Raw genomic sequence first — 24,125 nt, 5'->3', positions numbered from 1 at the left:
AGAGGGGCTTTAACGATTATTGCTGCGGCAATACCATACCAAACATCGCGACAAACTCTTCCAGCGGCATCTTCTTACCGTTTAAGGTCACCTGACCGTTAGCGTACTGCAGGCTGGTGCCAATGGTGTTGTCCTCAAGGGTGGTAATGCGGAACATCTGTCCCATTGCGGCCAGCCCCTTCACCTGCTGGTTGGCAAGCTTAGCCGCTTCATCCTGTTGATAACCTTCGAGTCGGGCAACCTGAGTCATGAACTCAACGGCCATGTCCACCGGAATCGATAGCTTACCGTCGAACGATTTCACTGAGCGATCGACTTCGTCAGCCAGCGTCTGCGGCTCGCCCTGTGCGGCGGACGGATCCTTCAGGAACAGAGATACATTCAGCGCGGTTTCGCCTTTGGCATTTTTCCAGCTCAGCGGTGCAATGGTGATCGTCGGTTCGCCTTTCATCAACAGCGGCAGGGCACCGAAGAAGGCTTCGGTCACTTTCTGCTGATACAGTTCCGGGTTATCCGCTATGTCCGGTTGAGATAACAGCGCCTGGGTCTGGGCGTTATACTGCTGGCTGAACTGATGCCAGGCCGCGCCGTCAATCTGGCCCACTTTCAGCGTCAGCTTGCCGCTGCCCAGATCCTGATTCTGAACCTTCAGGCTGTTCAGGGCGTAATCCAGCTGGCTGTTGATGGTTTTACCGTCATCCACGAGATCGGTTTTACCGCTGATCTCCATGCCTTCCAGCAGCGCCATCTCTTTGCCTTCCACGGCGAGCGCTACTTTCCCAATCGTGACTTTCTGGTTGCCGACGCGCTCACCGAAGCTGGCAAGCGTGCTGGAACCTTCTGTTTTCAGGTCATTAAAGGAGACCTGGACCTTCTGATCGTACTCATTTACTGCATCGACCAGACCGCTCTTCGCCTCACCGGAAAGGGATACCACTTTTCCTTCTTTATCAGCATTGAAGATAAAGTCGCCGCCGCTGAACGCGACTTTCTCAGCCCCTTTCTCATAGTTCAGCGGTTTCAGCGACAGTGCGGAACGGGTATCGCCGCTATAGTTAATACGAGAATTGACCTCAAAAGGCGTTTCACCTTTCGCCATCTCAAAGAGCGGTTTGCTGACGTCGTTGTTCACCAGGGTGGTTTTCACCGAAGCCATCGACGGCAGGAGATTAAAGGTTTTCAGTTGGGCAAACGGGAAGGGACCGTGATCGACGGATTCATCAAGCACCACGCTCTGGCCCGCTTTCAGCCATGGATTCTCTTTTCCCGCCACCGGCTTAAGCACTAACTGTAACTGGCTACTGAATACGCCACGCTGATAGTTCTGATAAGCGAGTTCCACGTTTGCTTCCGGTGCGGTGAGTTTAATCTGCGCATTGGCCTGGCTGACCATCTCAGCAAGATGGGTTTCCAGCTTCTTACCTGTGTACCACGCACCGCCTGTCCAGACGACGCCGAGTGCGACGATCACACCTGCAGCTACCAGCGATTTTTTCATATTGTTTGTCCATAAAATGAAACCAGGCGGTAGGGACCGCCCGGCAAAGTCATAAGCCCTTTACAAGCTTAGCAAGAGTTACTACAGAATTCAGTAAGTTGCTAGAGTTTGTTGTAAACCCGCGCCACACGACCCACGCCACTCATGCTCACCGGCGACTCTTCAGCGCTGATAAACGCCGATTCCCCCGGTTTAAGTACCAGACTCTGTTCGCCTTTGCTCAACACCGCTTCGCCTTCAACGCAAAACAGGATCGCCGCGCTTTGCTGGTCAATCGTCGTCTCTTCGGCTGACAGAGCGTGCAGGGAGAACGCGAAATCATCCACCGGGATAGGGAAATCGAGTTCCGCGCCGTTTTTCACCGGCGTGGTCAGTAACTGGTTTGCCGGTTTTGCGTCGAACTTAACATTGGCGACCAGTTCCGGGATGTCGATGTACTTCGGTGTCAGACCCGCACGCAGCACGTTATCGGAGTTCGCCATAACCTCCAGCGCCACGCCCTGCAGATAGGCATGCGGCGTTTCGGCGAACAGGAACATCGCTTCGCCAGGATTCAGTTTCACCACGTTCAGCAACAGAGGCGAGAAGAGACCGCTGTCGTCCGGGTAAAATTCTGCGATAAGGCGGATAGTCTGCCACGGTTCGCCCTGTTGGGTTTCCAGCGCCGCTTTCAGAATCGCCAGCGCCCGGGATTTCTCTTCGCCCTGCATACTCAGCAGACCGGCAAACAGCTCGCTCAGACGTTCAGCGTTGGGGTCTTCCAGAAAATGGGCGATGGCGGTGTGCGCGCCAGCCACCGGTTGCAGCAGTGAAACGATTTCAGAGAACTCGCGGAATGCGTTCATGGCAAGGAACGGGGTCAGGGCGAAAACCAGTTCCGGCTTATGGTTCGGATCTTTGTAGTTGCGCTCTGCGGCATCCATCGGGATACCGGCGGCATTTTCTTTAGCAAAGCCGATTTCAGAATTACGCTTGTTTGGGTGTACCTGAATGGACAGCGGCTGCGCGGCACACAGCACTTTAAACAGGAACGGCAGCTCCCCGAAGCGCTTTGCCACGGCATCGCCGAGCAAGGCGGATTGCCGACTGTCGATCGCGTCACGCAGCGACACAATGCGTCCGCTGGTATCTTCAATCTTCGAACTGCTCTTCGGGTGTGCGCCCATCCACAGTTCCGCCATGGGTAACTGCTGCGGATTCGCCAGACCATAGAGTTCTGTCAGCGCCGTTTTACTTCCCCAGGCGTAGTTCTGCACGGAGTTGATGAGTTTTTGCATGTTCAATGCCCTGTTGCAAGTTGGAAATCAGTGAAAACTTAATTCGACTATTAAAGCAAGAAACCTGTGGGAAGTAACCTGTGGGCGCAAAAAGTCGTACTTGTCTCAGTTTTTGTTAAAAAAATGTGTAGGATAGTGTAACTCGCTTTTAACGAGGGCAATGGAACATCTGCCCTGAAGCCTAAGAAAATCAGACCGAGCAGTAAGTGAGAGAACAATGTCAAACAAACCCTTTCATTATCAGGATCCTTTTCCCCTTAAAAAGGATGATACCGAATACACCCTGCTGACCAGTGAATATGTTTCCGTCGCCGAATTTGAAGGACAAGAGATCCTCAAAGTCGACCCGCAAGCGCTGACGCTGCTCGCGCGCCAGGCCTTCCATGACGCTTCATTTATGCTGCGTCCTGCGCACCAACAGCAGGTTGCCGATATTCTGCGTGACCCGCAGGCCAGTGAAAACGACAAGTATGTGGCGCTGCAGTTCCTGCGTAACTCTGACATCGCGGCAAAAGGTATTCTGCCAACCTGTCAGGACACCGGCACGGCGATAATCGTCGGGAAAAAAGGCCAGCGCGTCTGGACCGGCGGTGGTGATGAGGCGGCGCTGGCGCGTGGGGTGTACAACACGTACATCGAAGATAACCTGCGCTACTCGCAAAATGCCGCGCTGGATATGTATAAAGAGGTGAATACCGGCACCAACCTGCCTGCGCAGATTGACCTCTATAGCGTCGATGGCGATGAGTACAAATTTCTTTGCATTGCGAAGGGCGGCGGCTCAGCGAACAAGACCTATCTCTGGCAGGAAACCAAAGCGCTATTAACACCGGGCAAGCTGAAAAACTACCTGGTCGAGAAGATGCGCACGCTCGGAACCGCAGCCTGTCCGCCATACCATATCGCTTTTGTGGTAGGCGGGACGTCGGCGGAAGCGAACCTGAAGACCGTGAAGCTGGCGTCGGCAAAATACTATGACGAACTGCCGACGGAAGGAAATGAGCACGGTCAGGCGTTCCGCGACGTTGAGCTGGAAAAAGAACTGCTGCTGGAGGCGCAAAACCTCGGCTTAGGCGCACAGTTTGGCGGCAAATACTTTGCCCATGATGTTCGCGTGATCCGTCTGCCGCGTCACGGCGCGTCTTGTCCGGTCGGGATGGGCGTCTCCTGTTCGGCGGACAGAAACATCAAAGCGAAGATCAACCGCAAAGGCATCTGGATCGAAAAACTGGAGCACAATCCGGGTAAGTACATTCCTGAAGAACTGCGTAAAGCGGGCGAAGGGGAAGCGGTACGCGTGGACCTGAATCGTCCCATGAAAGCGATCCTTGAACAGCTATCGCAATACCCGGTTTCGACTCGTCTTTCCCTGAACGGCACGATTATCGTCGGTCGTGATATCGCGCACGCAAAATTGAAAGAGCGGATGGATAATGGCGAAGGGCTGCCGCAGTATGTGAAAGATCACCCGATTTACTACGCGGGTCCTGCGAAAACGCCGGAAGGCTACGCCTCCGGTTCACTCGGTCCGACTACCGCCGGGCGTATGGACTCGTATGTCGACCAGCTTCAGTCGCAGGGTGGGAGTATGATCATGCTGGCGAAAGGTAACCGCAGTCAGCAGGTGACCGATGCCTGTCAAAAACACGGCGGATTCTATCTCGGCAGCATTGGCGGTCCGGCAGCCGTTCTGGCGCAGGGCAGCATCAAGAGCCTGGAGTGCGTGGAATATCCGGAACTGGGAATGGAAGCTATCTGGAAAATCGAAGTCGAAGATTTCCCGGCCTTTATTCTTGTTGACGATAAAGGAAACGATTTCTTCCAGCAGATTCAGACGTCGCAGTGCGCACGCTGCGTTAAGTAACGTCAGCCGCCCTTCGGGGCGGTTTTTTTTATCGCACAAACCACCAAACGGTGGTGCTGTCATCGTTGATACTCATAAGACCGCAAGCAAGTGGGCAATGTCGAACATAACCTAATCAATTCATTATCTAAGGAGCAGGTCATGGTAACGGTACGCAGCGAGAAAGATTCGATGGGCGCGATTGATGTCCCGGCAGATAAGCTGTGGGGAGCGCAAACCCAGCGTTCGCTTGAGCATTTTCGTATCTCCACCGAGAAAATGCCCGTCTCGCTGATCCACGCGCTGGCGCTCACCAAGCGCGCAGCGGCAAAGGTTAACGAAGATTTAGGGCTGCTGGACGCCGAAAAAGCCGCCGCAATTATGCAGGCTGCCGATGAGGTGCTGGCAGATAAACACGCACAGGAGTTTCCTCTGGCTATCTGGCAGACCGGGTCAGGTACGCAAAGCAACATGAACATGAACGAAGTGCTGGCAAACCGGGCCAGTGAACTGCTTGGCGGCGTTCGCGGCATGGAGCGCAAAGTCCATCCTAATGATGATGTCAACAAGAGCCAGAGTTCAAACGACGTCTTTCCGACGGCGATGCATGTCGCTGCGCTGCTGGCGCTACGCAGCCATCTTATTCCGCAGTTGCAGGTATTAACAAAAACGCTGAACGAAAAATCACACGCCTTCGCTGATATTGTCAAAATTGGCCGTACTCATCTCCAGGACGCCACGCCGCTGACGCTGGGGCAGGAGATTTCCGGTTGGGTGGCGATGTTAGAACATAATCTGCGACACATCGAAAACAGCCTGCCACACGTGGCGGAACTGGCGCTGGGCGGTACAGCCGTTGGCACCGGGCTGAATACGCATCCGGAGTATGCCCGCCGCGTCGCCGACGAACTGGCGGCAATTACCCACGCTCCCTTTGTCACGGCACCGAACAAGTTCGAAGCGCTGGCAACCTGCGATGCGCTGGTTCACGCCCACGGCGCGCTGAAAGGGCTGGCGGCGTCGCTAATGAAAATTGCCAACGACGTGCGCTGGCTGGCATCGGGGCCGCGCTGCGGCATTGGCGAAATTGCGATCCCGGAAAATGAACCGGGTAGCTCGATAATGCCAGGCAAGGTCAACCCGACCCAGTGCGAGGCGCTGACGATGCTGTGCTGTCAGGTGATGGGGAACGATGTGGCGATCAACATCGGCGGAGCGTCAGGCAATTTCGAACTGAACGTCTTCCGTCCTATGGTGATTCACAACTTCCTGCAATCGGTGCGTCTGCTGGCGGATGGTATGGAGAGCTTTAATGCGCATTGTGCGGTCGGTATTGAGCCAAATCGCGAGCGGATTAATCAGTTGCTCAATGAATCGCTGATGCTGGTTACCGCGCTGAATACCCATATTGGCTACGACAAAGCGGCGGAAATCGCCAAGAAAGCGCATAAAGAGGGGCTGACGCTGAAAGCGGCGGCTCTGGCGCTGGGCTATCTCACCGAAGCGGAGTTCGACAGCTGGGTGCGGCCAGAGCAGATGGTCGGCAGCATGAAACCGGGTCGTTAATCTGCCACATACAGGTGCAGTCGCGGAATGATCAGATGCAGCGGCTGCGCCTGCGGTTTAAATCGATGCTGTACGTTTTCGGCGTCGTAGTTCAGTAGCTCGCCAATATCCGGCATGCCTGCACCGTTTTCCGTATTGATTAACGCGATAAGCGGCGTCGGGCAGGCATGCTGTACCTGCTTTTGTTCGCCTTTGTACCAGACTCTGGCAATGGGTTGGACCTTCACCGGACGCTTAATTTTCAGTTTTGCCTGCTGCGGCAGGGCGGCGATGTCCTGATACTCGCGCTCAAGCTTTGCCTGCCACTCTTCGCGCGTCCAGGGATGCACGCTGCGCGGGGTATTCAGACTCTTTTCCAGTTGCGCCAGGACCTCATCGCGCGTCAGATTCTTGATGATATGCTTGTTCGCCCAGCCAAAGCGCAGTGTCGCCGGATCGTTTATCACCGTCAGCATCCGGTAGGCATTAAGCGTAATCAACCCCGGCAGATGGCGATGGACCCATTCAAAGCGCGCGGCGGACGGCAAACCGGACTCGACGGTGACAATATGCTCAAAAGTGGTTTTCAACTGATTGATACGTAGCACCTGGTTTTCCAGCGCGGCCTGGCCTGCACCGTCAACCTGATAGCACAGCACACCCGGCAGACGCACCGCCGCTTTACTGCTGCGGGATTCGGATTGCTGCTGAATAAACAGGTGACGATAATGCGCCAGCGCCAGCGTTTCGGCCTCTTTGCCCAGATGCTGCTTCACCGCAATGGTATCCAGCGGGGAGTGCTCGGCCTCTTTGGTCACTTCCGGTAGCGAAAAGACGCGGGCAATCATCAGTTGATGTTGTCCGAGCGCTTGTGTCAGTTCTGCCAGCGCCTGCTCCATCAGGCGAAACGTGGTATTCAGTCTGTCGACGAGATCGTAACGGGCCATTGGGTACCTCATTAGTTACAACATACTCAATTTATAGCAGGTTATTTAGCCTGCGACTACGGTGCGGGTGGCGTTAGCCAGCGGTTAATTCGGAAAGTGTGTGCCGGATCGGCCAACAAAAGCTGAAGCGGGCACCGCCCAGTTCACTTTCCCCACAGCTGACCGTGCCACCCATCGCCTGAGCGATAGAGTAGACGATAGCCAGACCCAGACCGCAGCCGCCGGTGGCGCGATCCCGACTCGGATCCAGGCGAACAAAAGGCTCGAAAACGTTCTCTCTGGCTTCCGGGGCAATGCCTGGACCGTCATCTTCAACGACCAGCGTGGCGAAACGATCGCTAAGTTGCAGGCTTATCTGCACCGTGGACTGGCAATAGCGCAGCGCGTTGTTTAACAGATTATCCAGCACCCGTTCCATGAGTCGCATATCCAGCGCACCGTAATCGCCGTTGACGAGGTGTGAAACCTGAAGCGTTCGCTCAGGATTCACGCTCTGTACATCGTCAATGTGCGCCGTGAGCCAGTTTGGGAGGTCCGGTTCGCTCAAATGCAGTTCATTCTGCGGTCTGTCGAGCCGGGCGTAGGTTAACAGTTCTTCAATCAGCGCTTCGAGTTGCCCGATATCGCGATTAAGCGCCAGAGACTCCTGCTCACTGAGGTTTTCACTCATCTCCAGCCGGTAGCGAAGTCGAACCAACGGGGTACGCAGTTCATGGGCAATCCCGTCGATCAGCTGTTTTTTACTGGCGATCAGCGCATTGATATTGTCCGCCATCTGGTTAAAGGCAATGCCCAGGCGTTCAAAGCTGGAACCGCTGTCAAAATTCAGTCGTTCACTGAGATGACCGGTGCCGAACCGCTGAGCGGCAGCTTCCAGTCGCAGCATTTCCTGCCAGTGAGGACGCATCCAGATAAACACCGGAAAGGCCAGTGAAATGGCGATAAACGCCATTAGCGCGATATCCAGCAGGCGCATCTGATGGAGAAAATAGAGATAGGGAATGGGGCCAACGGCCAGTACATAGTGACTGCGCGGAATGCGCTGAATGAAGGTGTACTGATCGTCGAGCGCAATGATGTCGCCTTCACGCAAACGCTGCATACTTGGGGCATCCAGCGTGAATTTCGTCAGTGGCTCAACGCGCAGGTCAAAAGAGAGATTAAGGTCCATCTCTTTGAGCGTTTTACCCCAGTCGCGCGGGGGGATCTCGCGCAATTCGCTGCGCATCAGATAGAGCGAGCTTTTCATCAAATCATCGAGCGACTGCCTGCCGGCTCGTTCCGCGGTGAATTTATAAACCAGTCCGACCAGCAGGGTCATCACCAGAAAGCAGACAAACAGCAGGAGATAAAACTGCACGAACAGTTTCTTCATTAAAAATCACCGAATGTTCAATGTTGTGTCTGATGCAAACGGATTGCAGGTACGTTGCTCTGTTGTCCAGGTCGTCATCATGCGCATCCCGCCAGGCAGTGTACACTGTCCTGTCCTGCGTGAAAATTTTGTGATGAAGAGGGAAACCTCTTTCCTGGCTAAAGTATATGGTGTCGTAATAACAGGAATGGATTTTTTCAAGGGAGAGAACAAATGCTGGTGCGTAATACGCTGACGGAAGCCTTACCATTACGTACGCGGGCAGGGGCCGTGGGCCTGGTGTTGAGTCTGGAAGGCGCGCGTTATTATGTTTTTCATAGTCGCCAGACCCGCGATCAGGTTGCCAGCTCCGTTCTGCAAAGGAGGCTGGAACTGCATCATGACTTGCTGCACCGAGGACACGAAGACCCTCCGCCTTACGATAGCGCACAAGGCCAACTGCGTTACCGCGAGCTGATCGGTTTCGCGAGGAATATGGCAGCGAGAACCGCTGGATCCCGAGGGGCGACATGCGGAAGAAGCAATGATTGAACACTGGGATGAAGTATTGCGGGATTTCGCGAACCATCGACATCGTCTTCCCCGGCGCGCCGACGTCTTTCTTACCTATTGCCCCTGTCAGGTGACCAATCGCGATCCCAGTCCTGCACGTCAACTGGGACGCATTCATTATCCACTGTCCTGTCACGAAAAATTACGTCGGTTCTGTACAACAGAAAACCGTTCGCACATGCACTGGACGGTTTACTATGAGCATCTGTTTCAAACGGTCACCGGGCTGGATATTCATTATGGCAATCTCCGGATCCTGAGACTGCCTCCCTATATCGTCATGCCGTAACCGGCGAAAGGCGTCGTCTTACTGGCCTTGTACTTCATCCCAGGCGTGCGGGGCAAACAGATAGCCCTTGTTACGTATGGTTTTAATACGATAGGGTTCTGCCGCGTTATCAAGCAGTTTCTTACGTAGTCGCGAGATGGCGACGTCCACGCTGCGATCCATACCGTCGTAGCTTACGCCTCGTAGATTTTTCAGCAGCGCATCGCGGTCCATAATCTGTCCGGCATGGGTGGCGAGTTCCCATAACAGTTCGAAATCGGCGGTGGACAGTATGACCTGCTCACCGCTGAGCAATACGACACGGTTGATGGGATCGATGGACAGGGAACCAAAGCGCAGGGTTTTATGCGGCGTGACGGTGGCAGGCTGAAACCCTTTGCTATGGCCAGATTGATCGCTCTGACGCAGGTGCAGCCGCAGGCGGGCCAGCAGCACCGCTGGCGGTGTGGTCTTCAGAATGTAGTCGCAGGCGCCCATTTCCAGCGCCAGGATGTGGTTCATGTCGCTGTCAAGCGAAGTGAGCAGGACGACGGGACCCTGCCATTGCCCCTGCAGGTCACGACAAAGGGTCATGCCGTCTTTGCCGGGGAGCATAATATCCAGCAGCACCAGGTCCGGTTGAACCTCTAATATCCGCGCTTCCGCCAGATCGCCACGCGGTTCGACGACCACCTCGAAGTCATGTTTTGCCAGATAGGCCGCAATGAGCGCACCGACCTCAGGATCGTCTTCAACAAATACAATCGTGTTCATCGTCTTGATTGCCGATCAGAAAACGTCAACATACACCGCCGGGGCGTTGCCTTCCATTAATCTTTCCTAAACGGGGACGCTTCCGTTATGCTGGTTGCCGATGTTATTGATGTGTAAAGGCAAGGTAATGGGACTCGTGATTAAAGCCGCGCTGGGTGCGCTGGTAGTGGTGTTGATTGGGTTGCTGGCAAAAACGAAGAATTACTACATCGCAGGGTTAATCCCGCTGTTCCCGACATTCGCGCTGATTGCACATTACATCGTGGCCAGCGAACGGGGTATTGACGCGCTGCGAACGACCATCGTGTTCAGCATGTGGTCAATTATTCCCTATTTTGTCTATCTCGTTTCGCTGTGGTACTTCACCGGTTTTCTGAAGCTGCCGGTGGCGCTGGGCGGGGCGGTGATCTGCTGGTGCCTGAGCGCCTGGCTGCTGATCTTTTGCTGGGTCAAACTTCACTAACGCAGGTGACGACCACCGTCCACGGCGAAACTGCGGCCGGTCACAAAGCAGCTGGTCAGCAGATAATCGATTAAATCAATTACCTCTTTTTCGCCCGGAGCCGTTTTCATCAGCGATTTGTTCAGTGCCTGCTGACGGTACTCGGCATCGTCAGCTTCGTTAAACAGAATCAACGAAGGGGCGATTGCGTTAACCTTCACTTCTGGCGCGAGCTTACGGGCGAATGATCGGGTCATATTATCCAGCGCCGCCTTACTGGCCGCATAGGCGATATGCTTGTCGCTGCCTTTCTCCACAACGTAATCGGTAAAGTGAATGATGTCACCGGCGGCGTGCCCGTGCCCGCGCAGCATGCCTTCCAGCGCATGATTAAGTAGATAGGGGGCATTAACATGGATTTGCATCATACAGGCCAGTACATCAGAGAGCGGCGTTCCGGGTTTCTCTGCCATCCATGCGCTGGCGTTGTGCACGATGGCGCGCAGGCCGCTGGCACACGCTTTAACGTTATCGGCAAAGGCCAGAATGCCTTCATCAGTAGAGAAATCGGCCTGAATGCACAGGGCTCCTGCCTGGGTCAACCCATCAATGGCCGGATAATGCGTGCGGTAGCTCACGATCACCGGCTGTTTCTGATTGAGAAAGTGCCAGGCAATGGCGAGACCGATGCGGCGACCTCCACCGGTCACTAAAATGGGCAGAGGATGTTGGGTTCCCATCGAAAAACTCCTTATGCGCCTGCGAATCAGGCAATTAGCGTCAAACGATGGGATGCGTTTACCCCACCAGCAACCAGGTCGCCGGTACGGCGGCAACCAGTAACAGACCTATCAGAACCATCTCCTGACGATTCAGAACGTTATCATGCGTATGCGTCTTGCGTGCATACAGGAACACCAGCAGACCCGGCGCATAAAGCACTACCGAGAGCAGCAGGTGCATTGGCCCGGAGGCATACAATAACCATAAGCCATAAATGCACGCACCGACACCTACCGCCTGGTGAAGCGGGCGGGTGGCAATTTTCAGCAGAAAGGCACCGACGAGGAAATAAGGCACCAGAATCATCTCTGAGGCGATGGTCAGCAGCGTGTTGTAATCTGAACCGGTAAGCCAGATAAGCACCAGGCAGACCTGGACGCAGAGGTTGGTGAGCCACAGCGAAGCCGATGGCGCCCCTTGCGCATTCTGACGGGCGAAAATCCGCGGAAAAGCTTTATGCGTTGAGGCGAGAAACGGAACCTCCGCCGCCATAATCGTCCAACTCAGATACGCTCCGCAGACAGAGACAATCAGGCCCGCCGCAATGATAATCTCACCCCACGGTCCCATCATCTTGACCATCAGACCGGCCATTGACGGGTTACGGATTTCCGCCAGTTCAGGACGGGCAACCACGCCAAGTGAGAGCAGGGTAACCAGCAGATAAACGGCAAGTGCAGAGAGCACCGCTAACAGCGTGGCGCGACCCACATCGTGCTTATTACGCGCCCGCGCCGAGACCACCACCGCGCCTTCCACACCGATGAACACCCATAACGTGATGAGCATCGTGTTCTTAACCTGTTCCCAGACCGGGACTCCCAGCGCGAGGCCGGTAAAATCGAGGCTGAAGACCTCCAGTTTAAACGCCATAAAGGCCAGCACGATAAACAGACCGAGCGGCAACAATTTTGCCAGCGTCGCCACCAGATTAATGCTGGCCGCCGTTTGTACGCCGCGCAGTACCAGAAAGTGCACCACCCACAGCAGAACCGAAGCGCCAACGATCGCCTGCCAGGTGTTCCCGTCGCCAAACAGACGCAACGCTGGCGTGTCGGTAAAGAAGCTGAGGGCAGAGAAGACAATGACGAGGTAGGAGACGTTGGCAATCACCGCGCATAACCAGTAGCCCCAGGCAGAGCAGAAACCGATCAGCTCCCCGAATCCTTCACGAGCATAGGTGAAGATGCCGCCATCCAGTTCGGGACGGATACGGGTCAGAATCAACATGGCAAACGCCAGCAGCAATATCCCGGCCCCGGTGATCGCCCAGCCGATGAGTAATGCCGACGGACTGGCAACCGCGGCCATGTTCTGCGGCAGACTGAAAACACCTGCGCCAAGCATTGAGCTTAAAACCAGCGCGGTGAGTGCGCTCAGTCCCAGTTTCTTTTCCATGGTTATCCCGTGGTAAAAACGAACGATGAAGAATAATTATTGTGGCAAAACGCATAAAAATGGTGAAAGCCACTAAGGCGCGGGATTTTACGGAGAGAAGAGACTGCATGCAATGATCAGAGAAAAATTTGTGACTAATAAAACGAAAGGCGGCATAAAGCCGCCTTATTTTGCTACCGGAGATCGTTATTTATAGAGATCGGCGCTGATGGTCATGTTGTTACCACGTTCCTGCCACTGGCGAGTAATGTGGTAATACTTGGCCCCTTGCTTCGCCGCACGTTTGGCGACCTGATAAGAGACTTCGGTCATGCTGCTGTAGTTGCCGGTGAACTTGATGCTGTCGAACGGCACCATCATAGCCGCCGTGGCTTTGTTCAGCTCTTCGACTTTCGTGCCATCCGGAAGGGTGACAGTGTAACGTCCACCTTTAGTGGATTGCGTTTCGAAGAAGCGGCCCACGTCAGAGCTCGGGGATGCGGTAGTGGCTACGCCCGGGATTTCGACGTTCTTCGCCGCCTCGCCGCCAGCAGCGAGCGCTGCGCGACCAGCATCGGAGTCTGCCGGGATCGCGTCAGGGCTCTGCACCACGCGTTTCTTCGCATCTTCTTTATAGATAAAGGCGGTGATACGCTGGTTGCCACCCTGGTTCGCATCAATCTGACGTACGATATAGAAGGAGTAGGCTCCTTTTTCACGTGCGGCTTTAGTGATGGCGTCATTCACTTCCGGCTGGCTGCGGTAGAAACCCTGTACCGTGACGGTATCAAACGGTTCCAGCATTACGGCTTCAGACTTCGGTAATTCAACCACGCCATTGATCACGCGGTTTTTGCTGGCTTCCGCTTTTTCGGCGTCGGCTTTGTAAAAGTCTGCAACAACACGCCAGTTACCACTGTTGCCAAAATCAGATGTATCAACGACATAAAATGAGGCAGCGCCTTCTTTATCTGCGCGGCGGTTAACGGCCTTCACCGCGTCGCCAATCGCATTAAAACGGCCTGTGACCGTGACACGGTCGTAAGGTTTCAGTGCTGCCGCTTGCTCCGGCGTCAATTCTGTTGCTGCGTTTACGGAAAAAGCCGTCGCAGAAAGAAGTGCGGACGCCAGGAGAGTGTTCTTAAGCTTCATAAAAATAATCCTTCGCCTTGCGCAAACCAGGTACTGGTATTGTTATTGACTAGAAACGTGGCTGATTATTGCATTTAAACCCGGTGACTGTCTGCGTCATTTTTCAATCAGCATGGCAGATGACGTCACAAGGTCGATAACAAATTATGATATGTCGAAAAAATGGTCATTTCACAGTAAAAACTGATGAACGTGCTGAATTTTATAAGTTAATTTAATGTTAATTAGTTGATCTGCCGTGGCGCTTAATCATGTTTTGCCGCTTCGTCTGAGCGATTTATTGGCCTTTCTCAAGGAATTGAAGGTCATTATCCCGGGCAGAGGGCTGAATCGTTCCTGTTTTGCTGATAATCCGACAAATACTGTTTTTTGGCGCTAGATCACAGGCGCTATTTTCAGTACGTTATAGAGAGTTTGTTACTGTTTTATTTTTCCGGGGTAACCTATACCTCCTGCGTGAAATTGCTTACGCGATTCCACGATCACTGACAAACCATCATCAAAAATACCGATGGAAGGGAACATTATGCGAATTGGCATACCAAAAGAACGGTTTACCAATGAAACCCGCGTAGCAGCGACGCCAAAAACGGTTGAGCAACTGCTGAAGCTGGGTTTCACCGTCGCGGTAGAGAGCGGCGCGGGTGGACTGGCGAGTTTTGACGATAAAGCTTTTGTAGAAGCGGGCGCGGAAATTGTCGATAGCAGCGCTGTCTGGCAATCAGAGATCATTCTGAAGGTCAACGCACCGGAAGATGAGGAAATTCCGTTACTCAATCCGGGCACCACGCTGGTCAGCTTCATCTGGCCTGCGCAGAATCCAGAGTTAATGCAAAAGCTCGCCGAGCGTAATGTGACGGTGATGGCAATGGATAGCGTACCGCGTATTTCACGTGCGCAGTCGCTGGATGCATTGAGCTCCATGGCAAACATTGCCGGTTATCGGGCGATCGTGGAAGCGGCACACGAGTTCGGCCGTTTCTTTACCGGGCAAATTACCGCAGCGGGCAAAGTCCCTCCTGCCAAAGTGATGGTGATTGGCGCCGGTGTTGCCGGTCTGGCTGCCATTGGTGCGGCGAACAGCCTGGGCGCGATTGTACGTGCCTTTGACACCCGTCCGGAAGTGAAAGAACAGGTCCAGAGTATGGGCGCTGAATTCCTCGAACTGGATTTCAAAGAGGAAGCAGGCAGCGGCGACGGTTACGCCAAAGTGATGTCTGAAGCGTTTATCAAAGCGGAAATGGCGCTGTTTGCCGCGCAGGCAAAAGAGGTCGACATTATTGTCACCACTGCGCTGATCCCCGGCAAACCAGCACCGAAACTGATCACCCGTGAAATGGTTGACTCCATGAAAGCGGGCAGCGTGATTGTCGATCTGGCCGCGCAAAACGGTGGCAACTGTGAATACACGGTCGCCAATCAGGTCACGACCACGGCAAATGGCGTCAAAGTGATCGGCTATACCGACTTGCCAGGGCGTCTGCCGACGCAGTCTTCCCAACTGTACGGCACTAACCTTGTTAATCTGCTCAAACTGCTGTGCAAAGAGAAAGACGGTAATATCACCGTTGATTTCGACGACGTGGTCGTGCGTGGCGTAACGGTGGTGCGTGACGGTGAAATTACCTGGCCTGCGCCGCCGATTCAGGTGTCTGCACAACCGCAGGCCGCCGCGAAAGCCGCGCCGGCAGCAAAAGAACCGGCAAAACCCACATCGCCGTGGCGTAAATATGCGCTGATGGCGCTGGCGATCATTCTGTTCGGCTGGCTGGCTGATGTCGCGCCGAAAGAGTTCCTCGGGCACTTTACGGTATTCGCCCTGTCCTGCGTGGTGGGTTATTACGTGGTCTGGAACGTCTCTCATGCCCTGCATACGCCGCTGATGTCCGTGACCAACGCCATTTCAGGGATCATCGTGGTTGGCGCGCTATTGCAGATTGGCCAGGGTGGCTGGGTTAGCTTCCTGAGCTTCATCGCGGTACTGATTGCCAGCATCAATATTTTCGGTGGCTTCACCGTGACTCAGCGCATGCTGAAAATGTTCCGGAAAAACTAAGGGGTAACACATGTCTGGAGGATTAGTTACAGCTGCATACATTGTTGCCGCGATCCTGTTTATTTTCAGTCTGGCGGGACTTTCAAAGCATGAAACGTCTCAGCAGGGTAACAACTTTGGTATCGCCGGGATGGCGATTGCGCTGATTGCCACGATTTTTGGCCCGGATACCGGCAACGTTGCCTGGATCCTGGTGGCAATGATCATCGGCGGCGCGATTGGTATTCGTCTGGCGAAGAAAGTCGAAATGACGGAAATGCCGGAGCTGGTGGCGATTCTGCACAGCTTTGTCGGTCTGGCTGCGGTACTGGTCGGCTTTAACAGCTATCTGTATCACGAAGCGGGCCTCGAGCCGATTCTGGTCAATATTCACCTGACCGAAGTGTTCCTTGGCATCTTCATTGGTGCGGTGACCTTCACCGGCTCGGTGGTGGCGTTTGGTAAACTGCGCGGCAAGATCTCGTCTAAACCGCTGATGCTGCCGAACCGCCATAAAATGAACCTCGCGGCGCTGGTGGTTTCTTTCCTGCTGCTGGTGGTTTTTGTGCGTACCGAAAGCGTTGGCCTGCAGGTTCTGGCGCTGCTGGTGATGACCATCATCGCGCTGGCGTTTGGCTGGCACCTGGTGGCCTCCATCGGCGGGGCGGATATGCCGGTCGTGGTCTCCATGCTGAACTCCTATTCCGGTTGGGCAGCGGCGGCGGCAGGCTTCATGCTGAGCAATGACCTGCTGATCGTGACCGGTGCGCTGGTCGGTTCTTCCGGTGCGATTCTGTCTTACATCATGTGTAAGGCGATGAACCGCTCGTTCATCAGCGTCATTGCGGGGGGCTTCGGTACCGATGGTACGGCGTCCAGCGGTGATGAAGAAGTGGGTGAACACCGTGAGATCAGTGCGGAAGATACTGCCGATATGCTGAAAAACTCGCATACGGTGATCATCACCCCGGGCTATGGCATGGCGGTGGCGCAGGCACAGTATCCGGTTGCGGAAATTACCGAGAAACTGCGCGCGCGCGGCATCAAAGTGCGTTTCGGCATCCACCCGGTTGCCGGGCGTTTGCCGGGCCATATGAACGTACTGCTGGCGGAAGCGAAAGTGCCTTACGACATCGTGCTGGAAATGGACGAGATCAACGATGATTTCGCCGATACCGACACCGTGCTGGTTATTGGCGCGAACGACACGGTGAACCCGGCGGCGCAGGACGATCCGAACAGTCCTATTGCCGGTATGCCGGTACTGGAAGTGTGGAAAGCGCAGAACGTTATCGTCTTTAAACGTTCGATGAATACCGGTTATGCCGGTGTGCAGAACCCGCTGTTCTTTAAAGAGAACACCCATATGCTGTTTGGCGATGCCAAAGCCAGCGTGGATGCGATTCTGAAAGCGCTGTAATCGGTTGTTCGTTCAAAACGGCCTCTGCGGAGGCCGTTTTTACGTCAGTTATGCGTTGTTCGCGTCGCCTAACAGAATGGCGATACTTTGCCCGCCAACGGATTGTTCCAGCGCAATCTTGACGATAATGGTCAATGGTACCGAAAGCAGCATCCCGACCGGTCCCAGCAGCCATCCCCAAAAGATCAACGACAGAAACACCACCAGCGTAGAGAGCCCCAGACCGCGTCCCATGATGCGTGGCTCAAGGATATTACCGAACACCAGGTTGATAATCAGATAGCCAGCAAGTACCACCAGCGCGTCGTACAGGCCGCCAAACGCCAGTACCTGAATGATAGGGGGGATTGCAGCCAGCACCGAGCCTATGTTCGGAATGTAGTTCAGCGCGAAGGCCAGAAGCCCCCAGATGAAGGCGAAACGGACATCCAGCGCTGCCAGCATCCCCCAGACCACCAGACCCGTGACGAGACTGATGGCCGTTTTCAGCACCAGATAGTGTGACACGCTGTCGATGGCGCGCTGAATGGCCGCCATCCCCTCAACCGGGCGGACCATAATCTGCTGGAATTTAGTGGGAAGCTGCGGCACTTCCAGCAGCATGAAGACCACCGTCAGCAGCAGTAAAAATATCGACGACATGGCATTGGTTAACTGCGTCAGCAAATTGGTGATAAGCGTCATGGCCGCGTTGGGATCGATGTACTTCACCATCTCATCCACGGAGACGCCGATGCCTAAGCGAACCAGCCAGGGCTCCAGATTTTTCAGGGGAATGACCAGTGACGAACGATACTGGGGCAGGGTGCGCGCCAGTTCGTTGAGGGACGTTCCAAGGTAGGCCAGCAGCAGGACCATCGCCATAACGATGATGATAACCAGCAAGGAGATCGCCAGCACGCGCGGAACGCGCAGTTTCACCATCCGCTGTACCAGTGGGCTAAGGACAACGGCAATAAATAAGGCCAGAATAAAGGGAACAATAATATCCGCCGCAAAGCGGATACCGGTAAGAATGATCACCAGCATTCCCAGCATAATGACTATCTTGAGACCGTTCAGCGTGATGATGGGTTTTGCCATGGGGTGTCCTGTATTTTTCTGATTGCCGCGTATAATAATGTGATTCCTGTCGAGGTGTCCTGGAAAAAATCAAACGATTCGGGTAAAGAAGTGAAAAGGTTTTGAGTTAATTCCTGGCCTATGATACAAATCAGGCGTGTTCAACTACCGAGGACAATTATCATCCGCGATGACGAGAAGCAACACTGCGGATAATTGTAATATTATGGACAATATGTTCAGGACGTTTTTTTCTACACAGACTCTTCTTCGCACTTCCTCCTCTTTCTTGCTTGCAGGTGAGCAGCACTGGCGCAACGCGCTGTAGTCCCTTCTTCTGTTCGAGCTGACGCCATGCGTCTGGCTAACTGATTTTATTTTCTGGTTTGCCGCTTTGTGCAAGCCCAAAGGATTATATTCTCAAGCAGGAGAAGCACCATGTTTTACTGGATTTTATTAGGCCTGGCGATTGCCGCCGAAATTACCGGCACACTGTCGATGAAATGGGCAAGCGTGAGCGATGGCAACAGCGGATTTATTTTAATGCTGGTGATGATCGCGACTTCGTATATTTTTCTCTCTTTCGCCGTTAAAAAAATCGCCCTCGGCGTAGCTTACGCCCTGTGGGAAGGTATCGGTATTTTATTTATTACGCTGTTTAGCGTGCTGTTATTTGATGAGTCGCTGTCGGCCATGAAAATTGCCGGTCTGGCGACGCTGGTACTGGGGATTGTGTTGATCAAGTCTGGTACCCGCAAGTCGCGTCAGAGTGCGAAAGAGGTGACGCATGCAACAGTTTGAGTGGGTTCATGCTGCGTGGCTGGGAGGGGCGATCGTTCTGGAAATTATCGCCAACGTCTTCTTAAAATTCTCTGACGGCTTTCGGCGCAAATGGTACGGCATCCTCTCGCTGGTCGCGGTACTCGCCGCGTTCAGCGCGCTGTCTCAGGCGGTAAAAGGCATCGATTTGTCCGTTGCCTATGCGCTGTGGGGTGGGTTTGGTATCGCCGCGACGCTGGCCGCCGGATGGATACTGTTTGGTCAGCGCCTGAATCATAAGGGCTGGATTGGCGTTGTTCTACTGCTGGCCGGAATGGTGATGATTAAACTTGCCTGATGTTCCGCTGCCCGCTTCCTGCGGGCAGCGCGATGAGCCTTATTGTTCCCCGGCCAGTGCATCCAGTTTTTCACGAAAACCGGTCACCGAGATAGCCCGGTTGTCTGCGCGCCAGCGATCTTTTGCCGCCGGGGCAGAACTCTGAACGCCGATTAACTGCCATCCCGCCTCGGTTTTCAACATCAGCGGCGAACCGCTGTCGCCCGGCAGGGTGTCACACTGATGTGACAACACCGAATTCTGCGCCCAGCCGGTGACAATGCAATCCTGATGAGAATAGAGCGTATCAAGATGGTCTTCCGGATATCCCGACTGTGTGACCTTGCGCCCGGCATCCTTGAGTGCGGCGGTCAGTGCGGCTTTATCCCCTTCAAAGAGCGGCAACGGCGTGATGCCGGAAGGCGGATAGCGCAGGACGACCAGACCAAAATCCCACGGCGCGGCAGCCGGCGGCACAATCCAGCCATCGCCATCGGGCTTCAGACGTTTTCCCAGGCCGGGATCGACGCGTCCTTCAATTCCGTGGATTTCATAACGCCAGAGACCTTTTTTAGAGACAAAACGCAGGACCACGGCTTTATCCGGTTTCCCTTTAGGCGGGGTTAATAAGCAATGTCCGGCGGTAAGCGCCAGATGCGGGGAGATCAGCGTCGCAGTACACAAGTTACCGCTGGCGGTTTCCAGTTGTCCGATAGCATCCCACGGCGATTGCGTAGGATCGCTTACCGGCGCGCGATCGTCCTGACCAAAAAATAACGTTTTGACTTCACTGGTCTCGCTATCCACCTCAGGCTTATCCGCATGCGCAATACCCGATGAAAAGCACAACGACCCCAGTAATACAGCAACGGTTTTACGCATATCACACTCTGTGTGGGTAATTATGATTATTAAAAGAAAACCCTCAGTAAATACTATAGACGTAACGGCGGGAAAGTGAGAGCAAAATCAGAGTACTACGATCAGGAAAGATAAAAGCGGGCAGCAATGAGTGCACATAAAATAAGCGTGATAAGGATGAACTCAAAGCGATAACGGCGCACCATGTTACCCTCCGAAAAAGACGGCGCTAAACCGGGAAAGCGTTCAGCGCCGTTAAGTAATGGCGCGAGGGGGCGCGCCAGTTTACAGATTCAGGACTTAAGCTGCCGGTTGAGCAGCAGGCTTAGCAGCCGGTTGCTTGGTGTGTTTCTTGGCGTGCTTTTTAGCGGCTTGCGCTTTTTGTTCTGGCGCTTTCTGCTCAGTCGTGGCTTTGGCTTTTTTCGGGTGTTTTTTAGCGGCCTGCGCTTTTTGCTCTGGCGCTTTCTGGGTGGTCGCTTTGTGATGTTTTTTGTGGTGCATGGTTTTTGCCGGAGCCGCTTTTGCGACAGGTGCGGCAGCCGGTGCAGTTGTCGTAGTGTCAGCAGCAAATGCGGCAGAAGACAGACCCATAGCAGCGGCAACAACCAGAGCTAATACTTTTTTCATTCTCATACCCTCGATTTGGTTTTTCATTCAACCCCACTGCGGGGCCGTTGAAATAACTATATCGCTGGATTATGTGTGCTTCCGTGAGTCATTGGTTTCGGCGTGTAACGATATGTACAATGCCGGGCGCAACGGCCCGGCAAGGCGGTTTACAGATAGCGAGATTCAAGGTGGGCGCGGAAATGGCGGCTGTTGAGCGTTTCTCCGGTGGCCTGCGTGATCAACTGCTCCGTAGTAAAGCGGCTGCCGTGTTGCCAGATGTTCTGTCGCAGCCAGTCAAACAGCGCGCTGAAATCACCGCCAGCAATTTGTTGGCTGAGGCCAGGCAACGCGCGGTTCGCGGCGCTGAACAACTGCGCGGCGTACATCGCGCCCAACGTGTAAGAAGGGAAGTAACCAAACCCGCCGTCGGTCCAGTGAATATCCTGCATACAGCCGTCGCGATAATTCCCTTTTGTCGACAGTCCCAGCCATGCCTGCATTTTTTCGTCCCACAGCGCCGGAATATCTTCCACCTCGATGTCGCCATTGATTAACGCTCGCTCAATCTCATAGCGCAGAATGACGTGCGCCGGGTAGCTGACTTCATCCGCATCCACGCGGATAAAACCGGGTTTAACCCGCTGGTTCCAGGCGATGAAGTTTTGCTCTTCAAAGGCAGCCTGAGAGCCAAAATGACGCTTCACGGCGGGTAGCAGTCGCTGTAAAAACGCATTGCTGCGGCCCACCTGCATTTCAAAAAACAGACTCTGGGATTCGTGGATCGCGGTGGAACGGGCTAGCGCTACCGGCTGACCCAGCCAGTTACGCGGCAGGTTTTGCTCATAGCGGGCGTGTCCGGTTTCGTGGATAACGCCAAACAGGGCGCTGAGTAACTCGTTTTCGTCATAGCGCGTCGTGATACGCACATCTTCCGGCACGCCGCCGCAGAACGGATGAGCGCTAATATCCAGGCGACCGGCATTGAAATCGAAACCGAGTACAGACATCGTCTCCAGCCCCAGTTCTCGCTGGACGGCAGTCGGGAAAGGGCCAACGGGGGCAACCAGCGACTGCTGTGACTGCCGGACGACCACGCGGTTGAGGAGATCCGGCAGCCACGATTTGAGATCGGCAAACAGTCCGTCCAGTTGTGCACTGGTCATTTCTGGCTCATAAATATCCAGCAGCGCGTCATACGGCGAGCCGCCTTTGACCTGCGCACGCAGTCTGGCCTCCTCGCGACTCAGTTTCACCACCTCTCGCAAATTCGCCGAGAATCCCTGCCAGTCGTTGGCGGGACGCTGACTGCGCCAGGCGTGCTCGCAGCGACTTCCGGCGAGCGATTTAGCCTCCACCAGCGACTCAGGTAACAATGCGGCCTGGGTATGCAGCCGCGTCATTTCCCGCAGATTGGCCTGTTCCACATCATTGAGATCCTCCTGGGCGGCAGCGGCAAGCCATTGCGCCACTTTCGGTTCGGTCAGGATTTGATGTTCCAGCACGCTCAGCTCAGCCAGCGCTTCACCGCGCGCCGCGCTGCCGCCTGGCGGCATCATGGCGAACATATCCCAACTGGCGATGGCGGAAAGGTGAGAGAAGCGGGACAGCCGCAGGAAGGTACGTGCAAGTTGTTGATAGCTTTTGTTATCCATGTAACCTCTTCGACGAAACAGGCAGGTTGAGTTCCCCCACCATAATGGGTAGTTATGTTTATCGATAGCCTTTTTTATAGTAGCCGACGGGAACATCGTCCCCGTCCAATAAAAATAAACACACACAGCAAAATGAATCCACTTCACTGGGTTGTCTTTGCTCTTCTGGCACTGGATGCCGTCAGAGAATTGATGGGGTATTCATCAATCTTAGGAATTTGGTAACCACTGTTGGTCGAGAGGCGAAAGCCCGGTGAAACCCGGGCTTTTCTTTCAGACTAGACGTGAAGGCGGTGATGCAGTCGGGTGCCGACCAGAATGGCCAGTATCAGCATAATAGCGATAAATCCCCCCACGCCATTCCAGCCATAGTTATGCCAGAACACGCCGCCGAGCGTACCGGCGATACTGGATCCCAGATAGTAGCTGAACAGATACAGCGAAGAGGCCTGGCCTTTGGCGCGCCGCGCGCGCGGGCCGATCCAGCTACTGGCGACGGAGTGGGCGCCAAAGAATCCCGCCGAGAAGAGCAGCATGCCGGTGAAAATCAGCCATAGCGAGCTGAATAGGGTCATTAGCAGACCGACAAGCATCACGGCGGTAGAGAAGAGCATCACCGGGCCGCGCCCGTAGCGCACCGTCATCGAACCGGCTTTCGGTGAACTCCAGGTCCCGGTCAGATAGGCAACGGAAAGCAGGCCGACCACCGCCTGACTGAGCTCCCACGGTGAAAGCATCAGGCGATAACCGATGTAGTTAAACAGCGTGACGAACGACCCCATCAGCAGAAAACCTTCCGCAAACAACAGCGGCAGCCCCTGGTCGCGCCAGTGGAGTCGAAAGTTAATGAACAACGTTTTGGGGCGCAGCGACGTGGGACGGAAGTGGCGTGATTCCGGCAGAATTTTCCAGAACATCAGGGCCGACGCCAGTGCGAAGCAGCCAATGGCCGCCAGCGCAATGCGCCAGCTAAAGAAATCCGTAAACACGCCGCTAATCAGACGTCCGCTCATTCCGCCAATCGAGTTGCCGCTGATGTACAGTCCCATTGAGAACGCGACAAAACTGGGGTGGATCTCTTCGCTCAGATAGGTCATTCCGACGGCCGCTACGCCGCTGAGCGAGAGGCCAATCAGCGCGCGCATCACCAGTATACCGTGCCAACTGGTCATCATCGTCGAAAGCAACGTACAGCAGGAGGCGAGCAGCAGCGCGGTCACCATCACCGGCTTGCGACCGATGGCATCCGACAGCGGGCCGGTAAACAGCAGGCCAACGGCTAACATTCCTGTGGAGATCGACAGTGAAATACTGCTACTGGCAGGCGATACGCCAAATTCATGGGACAGCACTGGCAGAATAGGCTGGACGCAGTACAGCAGGGCGAAGGTCGCCAGTCCGGCAGAAAAGAGCGCCAGCGTGACGCGCATGAAGGCAGAGGTACCGCGTTGAATAAACTGAACCGGCTGAGAAATGCGTTGGTCGTCAATATCGCTCGCCGTCGCGTCATTGACTGTAGTAGTACGACTCACTGGAAATCCTTGCGCAACAAACCCG

Annotated in this window: 25 protein-coding genes; 11 read left to right on the top strand and 14 right to left on the bottom strand. The window is 54.5% G+C overall.

Annotated features, from left to right (window positions below; genetic code table 11):
* Positions 1–16 precede the first annotated feature (16 nt).
* Together QQZ17_RS07360 and manA are read right to left on the bottom strand one after the other, a co-directional pair.
* The gene (locus tag QQZ17_RS07360) at positions 17–1,498 is read right to left on the bottom strand and encodes a YdgA family protein (protein ID WP_152404809.1); all 1,482 of its coding nucleotides are present in this window, start codon (positions 1,496–1,498) and stop codon (positions 17–19) included.
* A 101-nt stretch (positions 1,499–1,599) separates the two neighbouring features.
* Complete coding sequence (gene manA / locus QQZ17_RS07355) at positions 1,600–2,775, bottom strand: mannose-6-phosphate isomerase (RefSeq protein WP_152404808.1); 1,176 nt, start codon at positions 2,773–2,775, stop codon at positions 1,600–1,602.
* Between the two features lie 217 nt (positions 2,776–2,992).
* On the opposite strand from manA, the gene fumB reads away from it, so the two are divergent.
* Together fumB and fumC are read left to right on the top strand one after the other, a co-directional pair.
* Positions 2,993–4,639, top strand: coding sequence for a class I fumarate hydratase (gene fumB, locus QQZ17_RS07350; RefSeq protein WP_152404807.1), 1,647 nt, complete (start codon positions 2,993–2,995; stop codon positions 4,637–4,639).
* A 141-nt stretch (positions 4,640–4,780) separates the two neighbouring features.
* Entirely contained in the window at positions 4,781–6,184 is a 1,404-nt protein-coding gene (gene fumC, locus QQZ17_RS07345) for a class II fumarate hydratase (RefSeq protein WP_152404806.1), read from the top strand.
* On the opposite strand, the gene tus is transcribed toward fumC, so the two are convergent.
* Complete coding sequence (gene tus / locus QQZ17_RS07340; protein WP_152404805.1) at positions 6,181–7,110, bottom strand: DNA replication terminus site-binding protein; 930 nt, start codon at positions 7,108–7,110, stop codon at positions 6,181–6,183. The two genes, fumC and tus, sit on opposite strands and share 4 nt — an antisense overlap.
* A gap of 73 nt (positions 7,111–7,183) precedes the next feature.
* Positions 7,184–8,485, bottom strand: coding sequence for a two-component system sensor histidine kinase RstB (gene rstB / locus QQZ17_RS07335; RefSeq protein ID WP_152404804.1), 1,302 nt, complete (start codon positions 8,483–8,485; stop codon positions 7,184–7,186).
* Positions 8,486–8,698: 213 nt separating this feature from the next.
* Between rstB and QQZ17_RS07330 the strand changes: the two genes are divergently transcribed.
* Together QQZ17_RS07330 and QQZ17_RS07325 are read left to right on the top strand one after the other, a co-directional pair.
* Positions 8,699–9,016: a hypothetical protein gene (locus QQZ17_RS07330; protein WP_152404803.1), complete on the top strand. Its 318-nt coding sequence runs from the start codon at positions 8,699–8,701 to the stop codon at positions 9,014–9,016.
* Complete coding sequence (locus QQZ17_RS07325) at positions 9,009–9,326, top strand: hypothetical protein (RefSeq protein ID WP_152404802.1); 318 nt, start codon at positions 9,009–9,011, stop codon at positions 9,324–9,326. Before QQZ17_RS07330 ends, QQZ17_RS07325 begins: the two co-directional genes overlap by 8 nt.
* A gap of 18 nt (positions 9,327–9,344) precedes the next feature.
* Here the strand turns inward: QQZ17_RS07325 and rstA are convergent, their stop codons facing one another.
* Positions 9,345–10,079, bottom strand: coding sequence for a two-component system response regulator RstA (gene rstA, locus QQZ17_RS07320; protein WP_152404801.1), 735 nt, complete (start codon positions 10,077–10,079; stop codon positions 9,345–9,347).
* Positions 10,080–10,206: 127 nt separating this feature from the next.
* Here rstA and QQZ17_RS07315 point away from each other — a divergent pair, with 127 nt between their 5' ends.
* Positions 10,207–10,542 carry a GlpM family protein gene (locus QQZ17_RS07315; RefSeq protein ID WP_042319174.1) on the top strand — a complete coding sequence of 112 codons (336 nt, stop codon included), beginning with the start codon at positions 10,207–10,209 and terminating at the stop codon, positions 10,540–10,542.
* Here QQZ17_RS07315 and folM read toward each other — a convergent pair.
* The 3 genes from folM to ydgH all read right to left on the bottom strand — a co-directional run bounded on the left by folM (position 10,539) and on the right by ydgH (position 13,833).
* Entirely contained in the window at positions 10,539–11,261 is a 723-nt protein-coding gene (folM, locus tag QQZ17_RS07310) for a dihydromonapterin reductase (protein WP_152404800.1), read from the bottom strand. The two genes, QQZ17_RS07315 and folM, sit on opposite strands and share 4 nt — an antisense overlap.
* 58 nt (positions 11,262–11,319) lie before the next feature.
* A complete protein-coding gene (locus QQZ17_RS07305; protein WP_152404799.1) occupies positions 11,320–12,702 on the bottom strand; it encodes an amino acid permease in 1,383 nt (460 codons plus the stop codon).
* Between the two features lie 186 nt (positions 12,703–12,888).
* Complete coding sequence (gene ydgH / locus QQZ17_RS07300; protein ID WP_152404798.1) at positions 12,889–13,833, bottom strand: DUF1471 family protein YdgH; 945 nt, start codon at positions 13,831–13,833, stop codon at positions 12,889–12,891.
* Positions 13,834–14,359: 526 nt separating this feature from the next.
* Here ydgH and pntA point away from each other — a divergent pair.
* On the top strand, positions 14,360–15,889 hold the full coding sequence (pntA, locus tag QQZ17_RS07290; RefSeq protein WP_152404797.1) for a Re/Si-specific NAD(P)(+) transhydrogenase subunit alpha: 1,530 nt from the start codon (positions 14,360–14,362) through the stop codon (positions 15,887–15,889).
* Positions 15,890–15,899: 10 nt separating this feature from the next.
* Complete coding sequence (gene pntB / locus QQZ17_RS07285; protein ID WP_046480558.1) at positions 15,900–17,288, top strand: Re/Si-specific NAD(P)(+) transhydrogenase subunit beta; 1,389 nt, start codon at positions 15,900–15,902, stop codon at positions 17,286–17,288.
* Between the two features lie 48 nt (positions 17,289–17,336).
* Here pntB and QQZ17_RS07280 read toward each other — a convergent pair whose 3' ends face one another.
* Positions 17,337–18,371: an AI-2E family transporter gene (locus tag QQZ17_RS07280; protein WP_152404796.1), complete on the bottom strand. Its 1,035-nt coding sequence runs from the start codon at positions 18,369–18,371 to the stop codon at positions 17,337–17,339.
* Between the two features lie 136 nt (positions 18,372–18,507).
* On the opposite strand from QQZ17_RS07280, the gene QQZ17_RS26385 reads away from it, so the two are divergent.
* From QQZ17_RS26385 to mdtI, 3 genes are all read left to right on the top strand, one after another.
* Positions 18,508–18,678: a protein YdgV gene (locus tag QQZ17_RS26385; RefSeq protein WP_080949895.1), complete on the top strand. Its 171-nt coding sequence runs from the start codon at positions 18,508–18,510 to the stop codon at positions 18,676–18,678.
* 110 nt (positions 18,679–18,788) lie between these two features.
* A complete protein-coding gene (gene mdtJ / locus QQZ17_RS07275; protein ID WP_152404795.1) occupies positions 18,789–19,151 on the top strand; it encodes a multidrug/spermidine efflux SMR transporter subunit MdtJ in 363 nt (120 codons plus the stop codon).
* A complete protein-coding gene (gene mdtI / locus QQZ17_RS07270; RefSeq protein WP_152404794.1) occupies positions 19,138–19,467 on the top strand; it encodes a multidrug/spermidine efflux SMR transporter subunit MdtI in 330 nt (109 codons plus the stop codon). Before mdtJ ends, mdtI begins: the two co-directional genes overlap by 14 nt.
* A 39-nt stretch (positions 19,468–19,506) precedes the next feature.
* Here mdtI and QQZ17_RS07265 read toward each other — a convergent pair whose 3' ends face one another.
* The 4 genes from QQZ17_RS07265 to QQZ17_RS07250 form a co-directional block, all read right to left on the bottom strand.
* On the bottom strand, positions 19,507–20,328 hold the full coding sequence (locus QQZ17_RS07265; protein WP_152404793.1) for a trypsin-like serine peptidase: 822 nt from the start codon (positions 20,326–20,328) through the stop codon (positions 19,507–19,509).
* Positions 20,329–20,429: 101 nt separating this feature from the next.
* The gene (locus tag QQZ17_RS07260) at positions 20,430–20,513 is read right to left on the bottom strand and encodes a hypothetical protein (protein ID WP_099434124.1); all 84 of its coding nucleotides are present in this window, start codon (positions 20,511–20,513) and stop codon (positions 20,430–20,432) included.
* 94 nt (positions 20,514–20,607) lie between these two features.
* Entirely contained in the window at positions 20,608–20,934 is a 327-nt protein-coding gene (gene asr / locus QQZ17_RS07255) for an acid resistance repetitive basic protein Asr (RefSeq protein WP_152406333.1), read from the bottom strand.
* Positions 20,935–21,083: 149 nt separating this feature from the next.
* Complete coding sequence (locus QQZ17_RS07250; protein WP_152404792.1) at positions 21,084–22,568, bottom strand: carboxypeptidase M32; 1,485 nt, start codon at positions 22,566–22,568, stop codon at positions 21,084–21,086.
* A 54-nt stretch (positions 22,569–22,622) separates the two neighbouring features.
* Between QQZ17_RS07250 and QQZ17_RS26380 the strand changes: the two genes are divergently transcribed.
* Positions 22,623–22,793, top strand: coding sequence for a KPN_01571 family protein (locus tag QQZ17_RS26380; RefSeq protein WP_216631409.1), 171 nt, complete (start codon positions 22,623–22,625; stop codon positions 22,791–22,793).
* Between the two features lie 53 nt (positions 22,794–22,846).
* Here QQZ17_RS26380 and QQZ17_RS07245 read toward each other — a convergent pair whose 3' ends face one another.
* A complete protein-coding gene (locus QQZ17_RS07245; protein WP_152404791.1) occupies positions 22,847–24,100 on the bottom strand; it encodes an MFS transporter in 1,254 nt (417 codons plus the stop codon).
* Between the last annotated feature and the right edge of the window lie 25 nt (positions 24,101–24,125).

Source organism: Citrobacter sp. T1.2D-1 (genome assembly GCF_950098555.1).
Taxonomy (GTDB): Bacteria; Pseudomonadota; Gammaproteobacteria; order Enterobacterales; family Enterobacteriaceae; genus Citrobacter_A; species Citrobacter_A telavivensis.
This window is presented reverse-complemented; position numbering and strand designations above follow the sequence as displayed.

Excerpts from the sequence above, each read along its gene's own strand:
- fumC (WP_152404806.1), top strand. The coding sequence starts at position 4,781 with ATGGTAACGGTACGCAGCGAGAAAGATTCGATGGGCGCGATTGATGTC.
- QQZ17_RS07315 (WP_042319174.1), top strand. The coding sequence starts at position 10,207 with ATGGGACTCGTGATTAAAGCCGCGCTGGGTGCGCTGGTAGTGGTGTTG.
- QQZ17_RS07250 (WP_152404792.1), bottom strand. The coding sequence starts at position 22,568 with ATGGATAACAAAAGCTATCAACAACTTGCACGTACCTTCCTGCGGCTG.
- mdtI (WP_152404794.1), top strand. The coding sequence starts at position 19,138 with ATGCAACAGTTTGAGTGGGTTCATGCTGCGTGGCTGGGAGGGGCGATC.
- QQZ17_RS07325 (WP_152404802.1), top strand. The coding sequence starts at position 9,009 with ATGATTGAACACTGGGATGAAGTATTGCGGGATTTCGCGAACCATCGA.
- mdtJ (WP_152404795.1), top strand. The coding sequence starts at position 18,789 with ATGTTTTACTGGATTTTATTAGGCCTGGCGATTGCCGCCGAAATTACC.
- QQZ17_RS07265 (WP_152404793.1), bottom strand. The coding sequence starts at position 20,328 with ATGCGTAAAACCGTTGCTGTATTACTGGGGTCGTTGTGCTTTTCATCG.
- QQZ17_RS07360 (WP_152404809.1), bottom strand. The coding sequence starts at position 1,498 with ATGAAAAAATCGCTGGTAGCTGCAGGTGTGATCGTCGCACTCGGCGTC.
- pntB (WP_046480558.1), top strand. The coding sequence starts at position 15,900 with ATGTCTGGAGGATTAGTTACAGCTGCATACATTGTTGCCGCGATCCTG.
- tus (WP_152404805.1), bottom strand. The coding sequence starts at position 7,110 with ATGGCCCGTTACGATCTCGTCGACAGACTGAATACCACGTTTCGCCTG.
- folM (WP_152404800.1), bottom strand. The coding sequence starts at position 11,261 with ATGGGAACCCAACATCCTCTGCCCATTTTAGTGACCGGTGGAGGTCGC.
- QQZ17_RS26380 (WP_216631409.1), top strand. The coding sequence starts at position 22,623 with ATGTTTATCGATAGCCTTTTTTATAGTAGCCGACGGGAACATCGTCCC.
- rstA (WP_152404801.1), bottom strand. The coding sequence starts at position 10,079 with ATGAACACGATTGTATTTGTTGAAGACGATCCTGAGGTCGGTGCGCTC.
- QQZ17_RS07305 (WP_152404799.1), bottom strand. The coding sequence starts at position 12,702 with ATGGAAAAGAAACTGGGACTGAGCGCACTCACCGCGCTGGTTTTAAGC.
- QQZ17_RS07260 (WP_099434124.1), bottom strand. The coding sequence starts at position 20,513 with ATGGTGCGCCGTTATCGCTTTGAGTTCATCCTTATCACGCTTATTTTA.
- QQZ17_RS07280 (WP_152404796.1), bottom strand. The coding sequence starts at position 18,371 with ATGGCAAAACCCATCATCACGCTGAACGGTCTCAAGATAGTCATTATG.
- QQZ17_RS07330 (WP_152404803.1), top strand. The coding sequence starts at position 8,699 with ATGCTGGTGCGTAATACGCTGACGGAAGCCTTACCATTACGTACGCGG.
- fumB (WP_152404807.1), top strand. The coding sequence starts at position 2,993 with ATGTCAAACAAACCCTTTCATTATCAGGATCCTTTTCCCCTTAAAAAG.
- manA (WP_152404808.1), bottom strand. The coding sequence starts at position 2,775 with ATGCAAAAACTCATCAACTCCGTGCAGAACTACGCCTGGGGAAGTAAA.
- rstB (WP_152404804.1), bottom strand. The coding sequence starts at position 8,485 with ATGAAGAAACTGTTCGTGCAGTTTTATCTCCTGCTGTTTGTCTGCTTT.
- pntA (WP_152404797.1), top strand. The coding sequence starts at position 14,360 with ATGCGAATTGGCATACCAAAAGAACGGTTTACCAATGAAACCCGCGTA.
- ydgH (WP_152404798.1), bottom strand. The coding sequence starts at position 13,833 with ATGAAGCTTAAGAACACTCTCCTGGCGTCCGCACTTCTTTCTGCGACG.
- asr (WP_152406333.1), bottom strand. The coding sequence starts at position 20,934 with ATGAAAAAAGTATTAGCTCTGGTTGTTGCCGCTGCTATGGGTCTGTCT.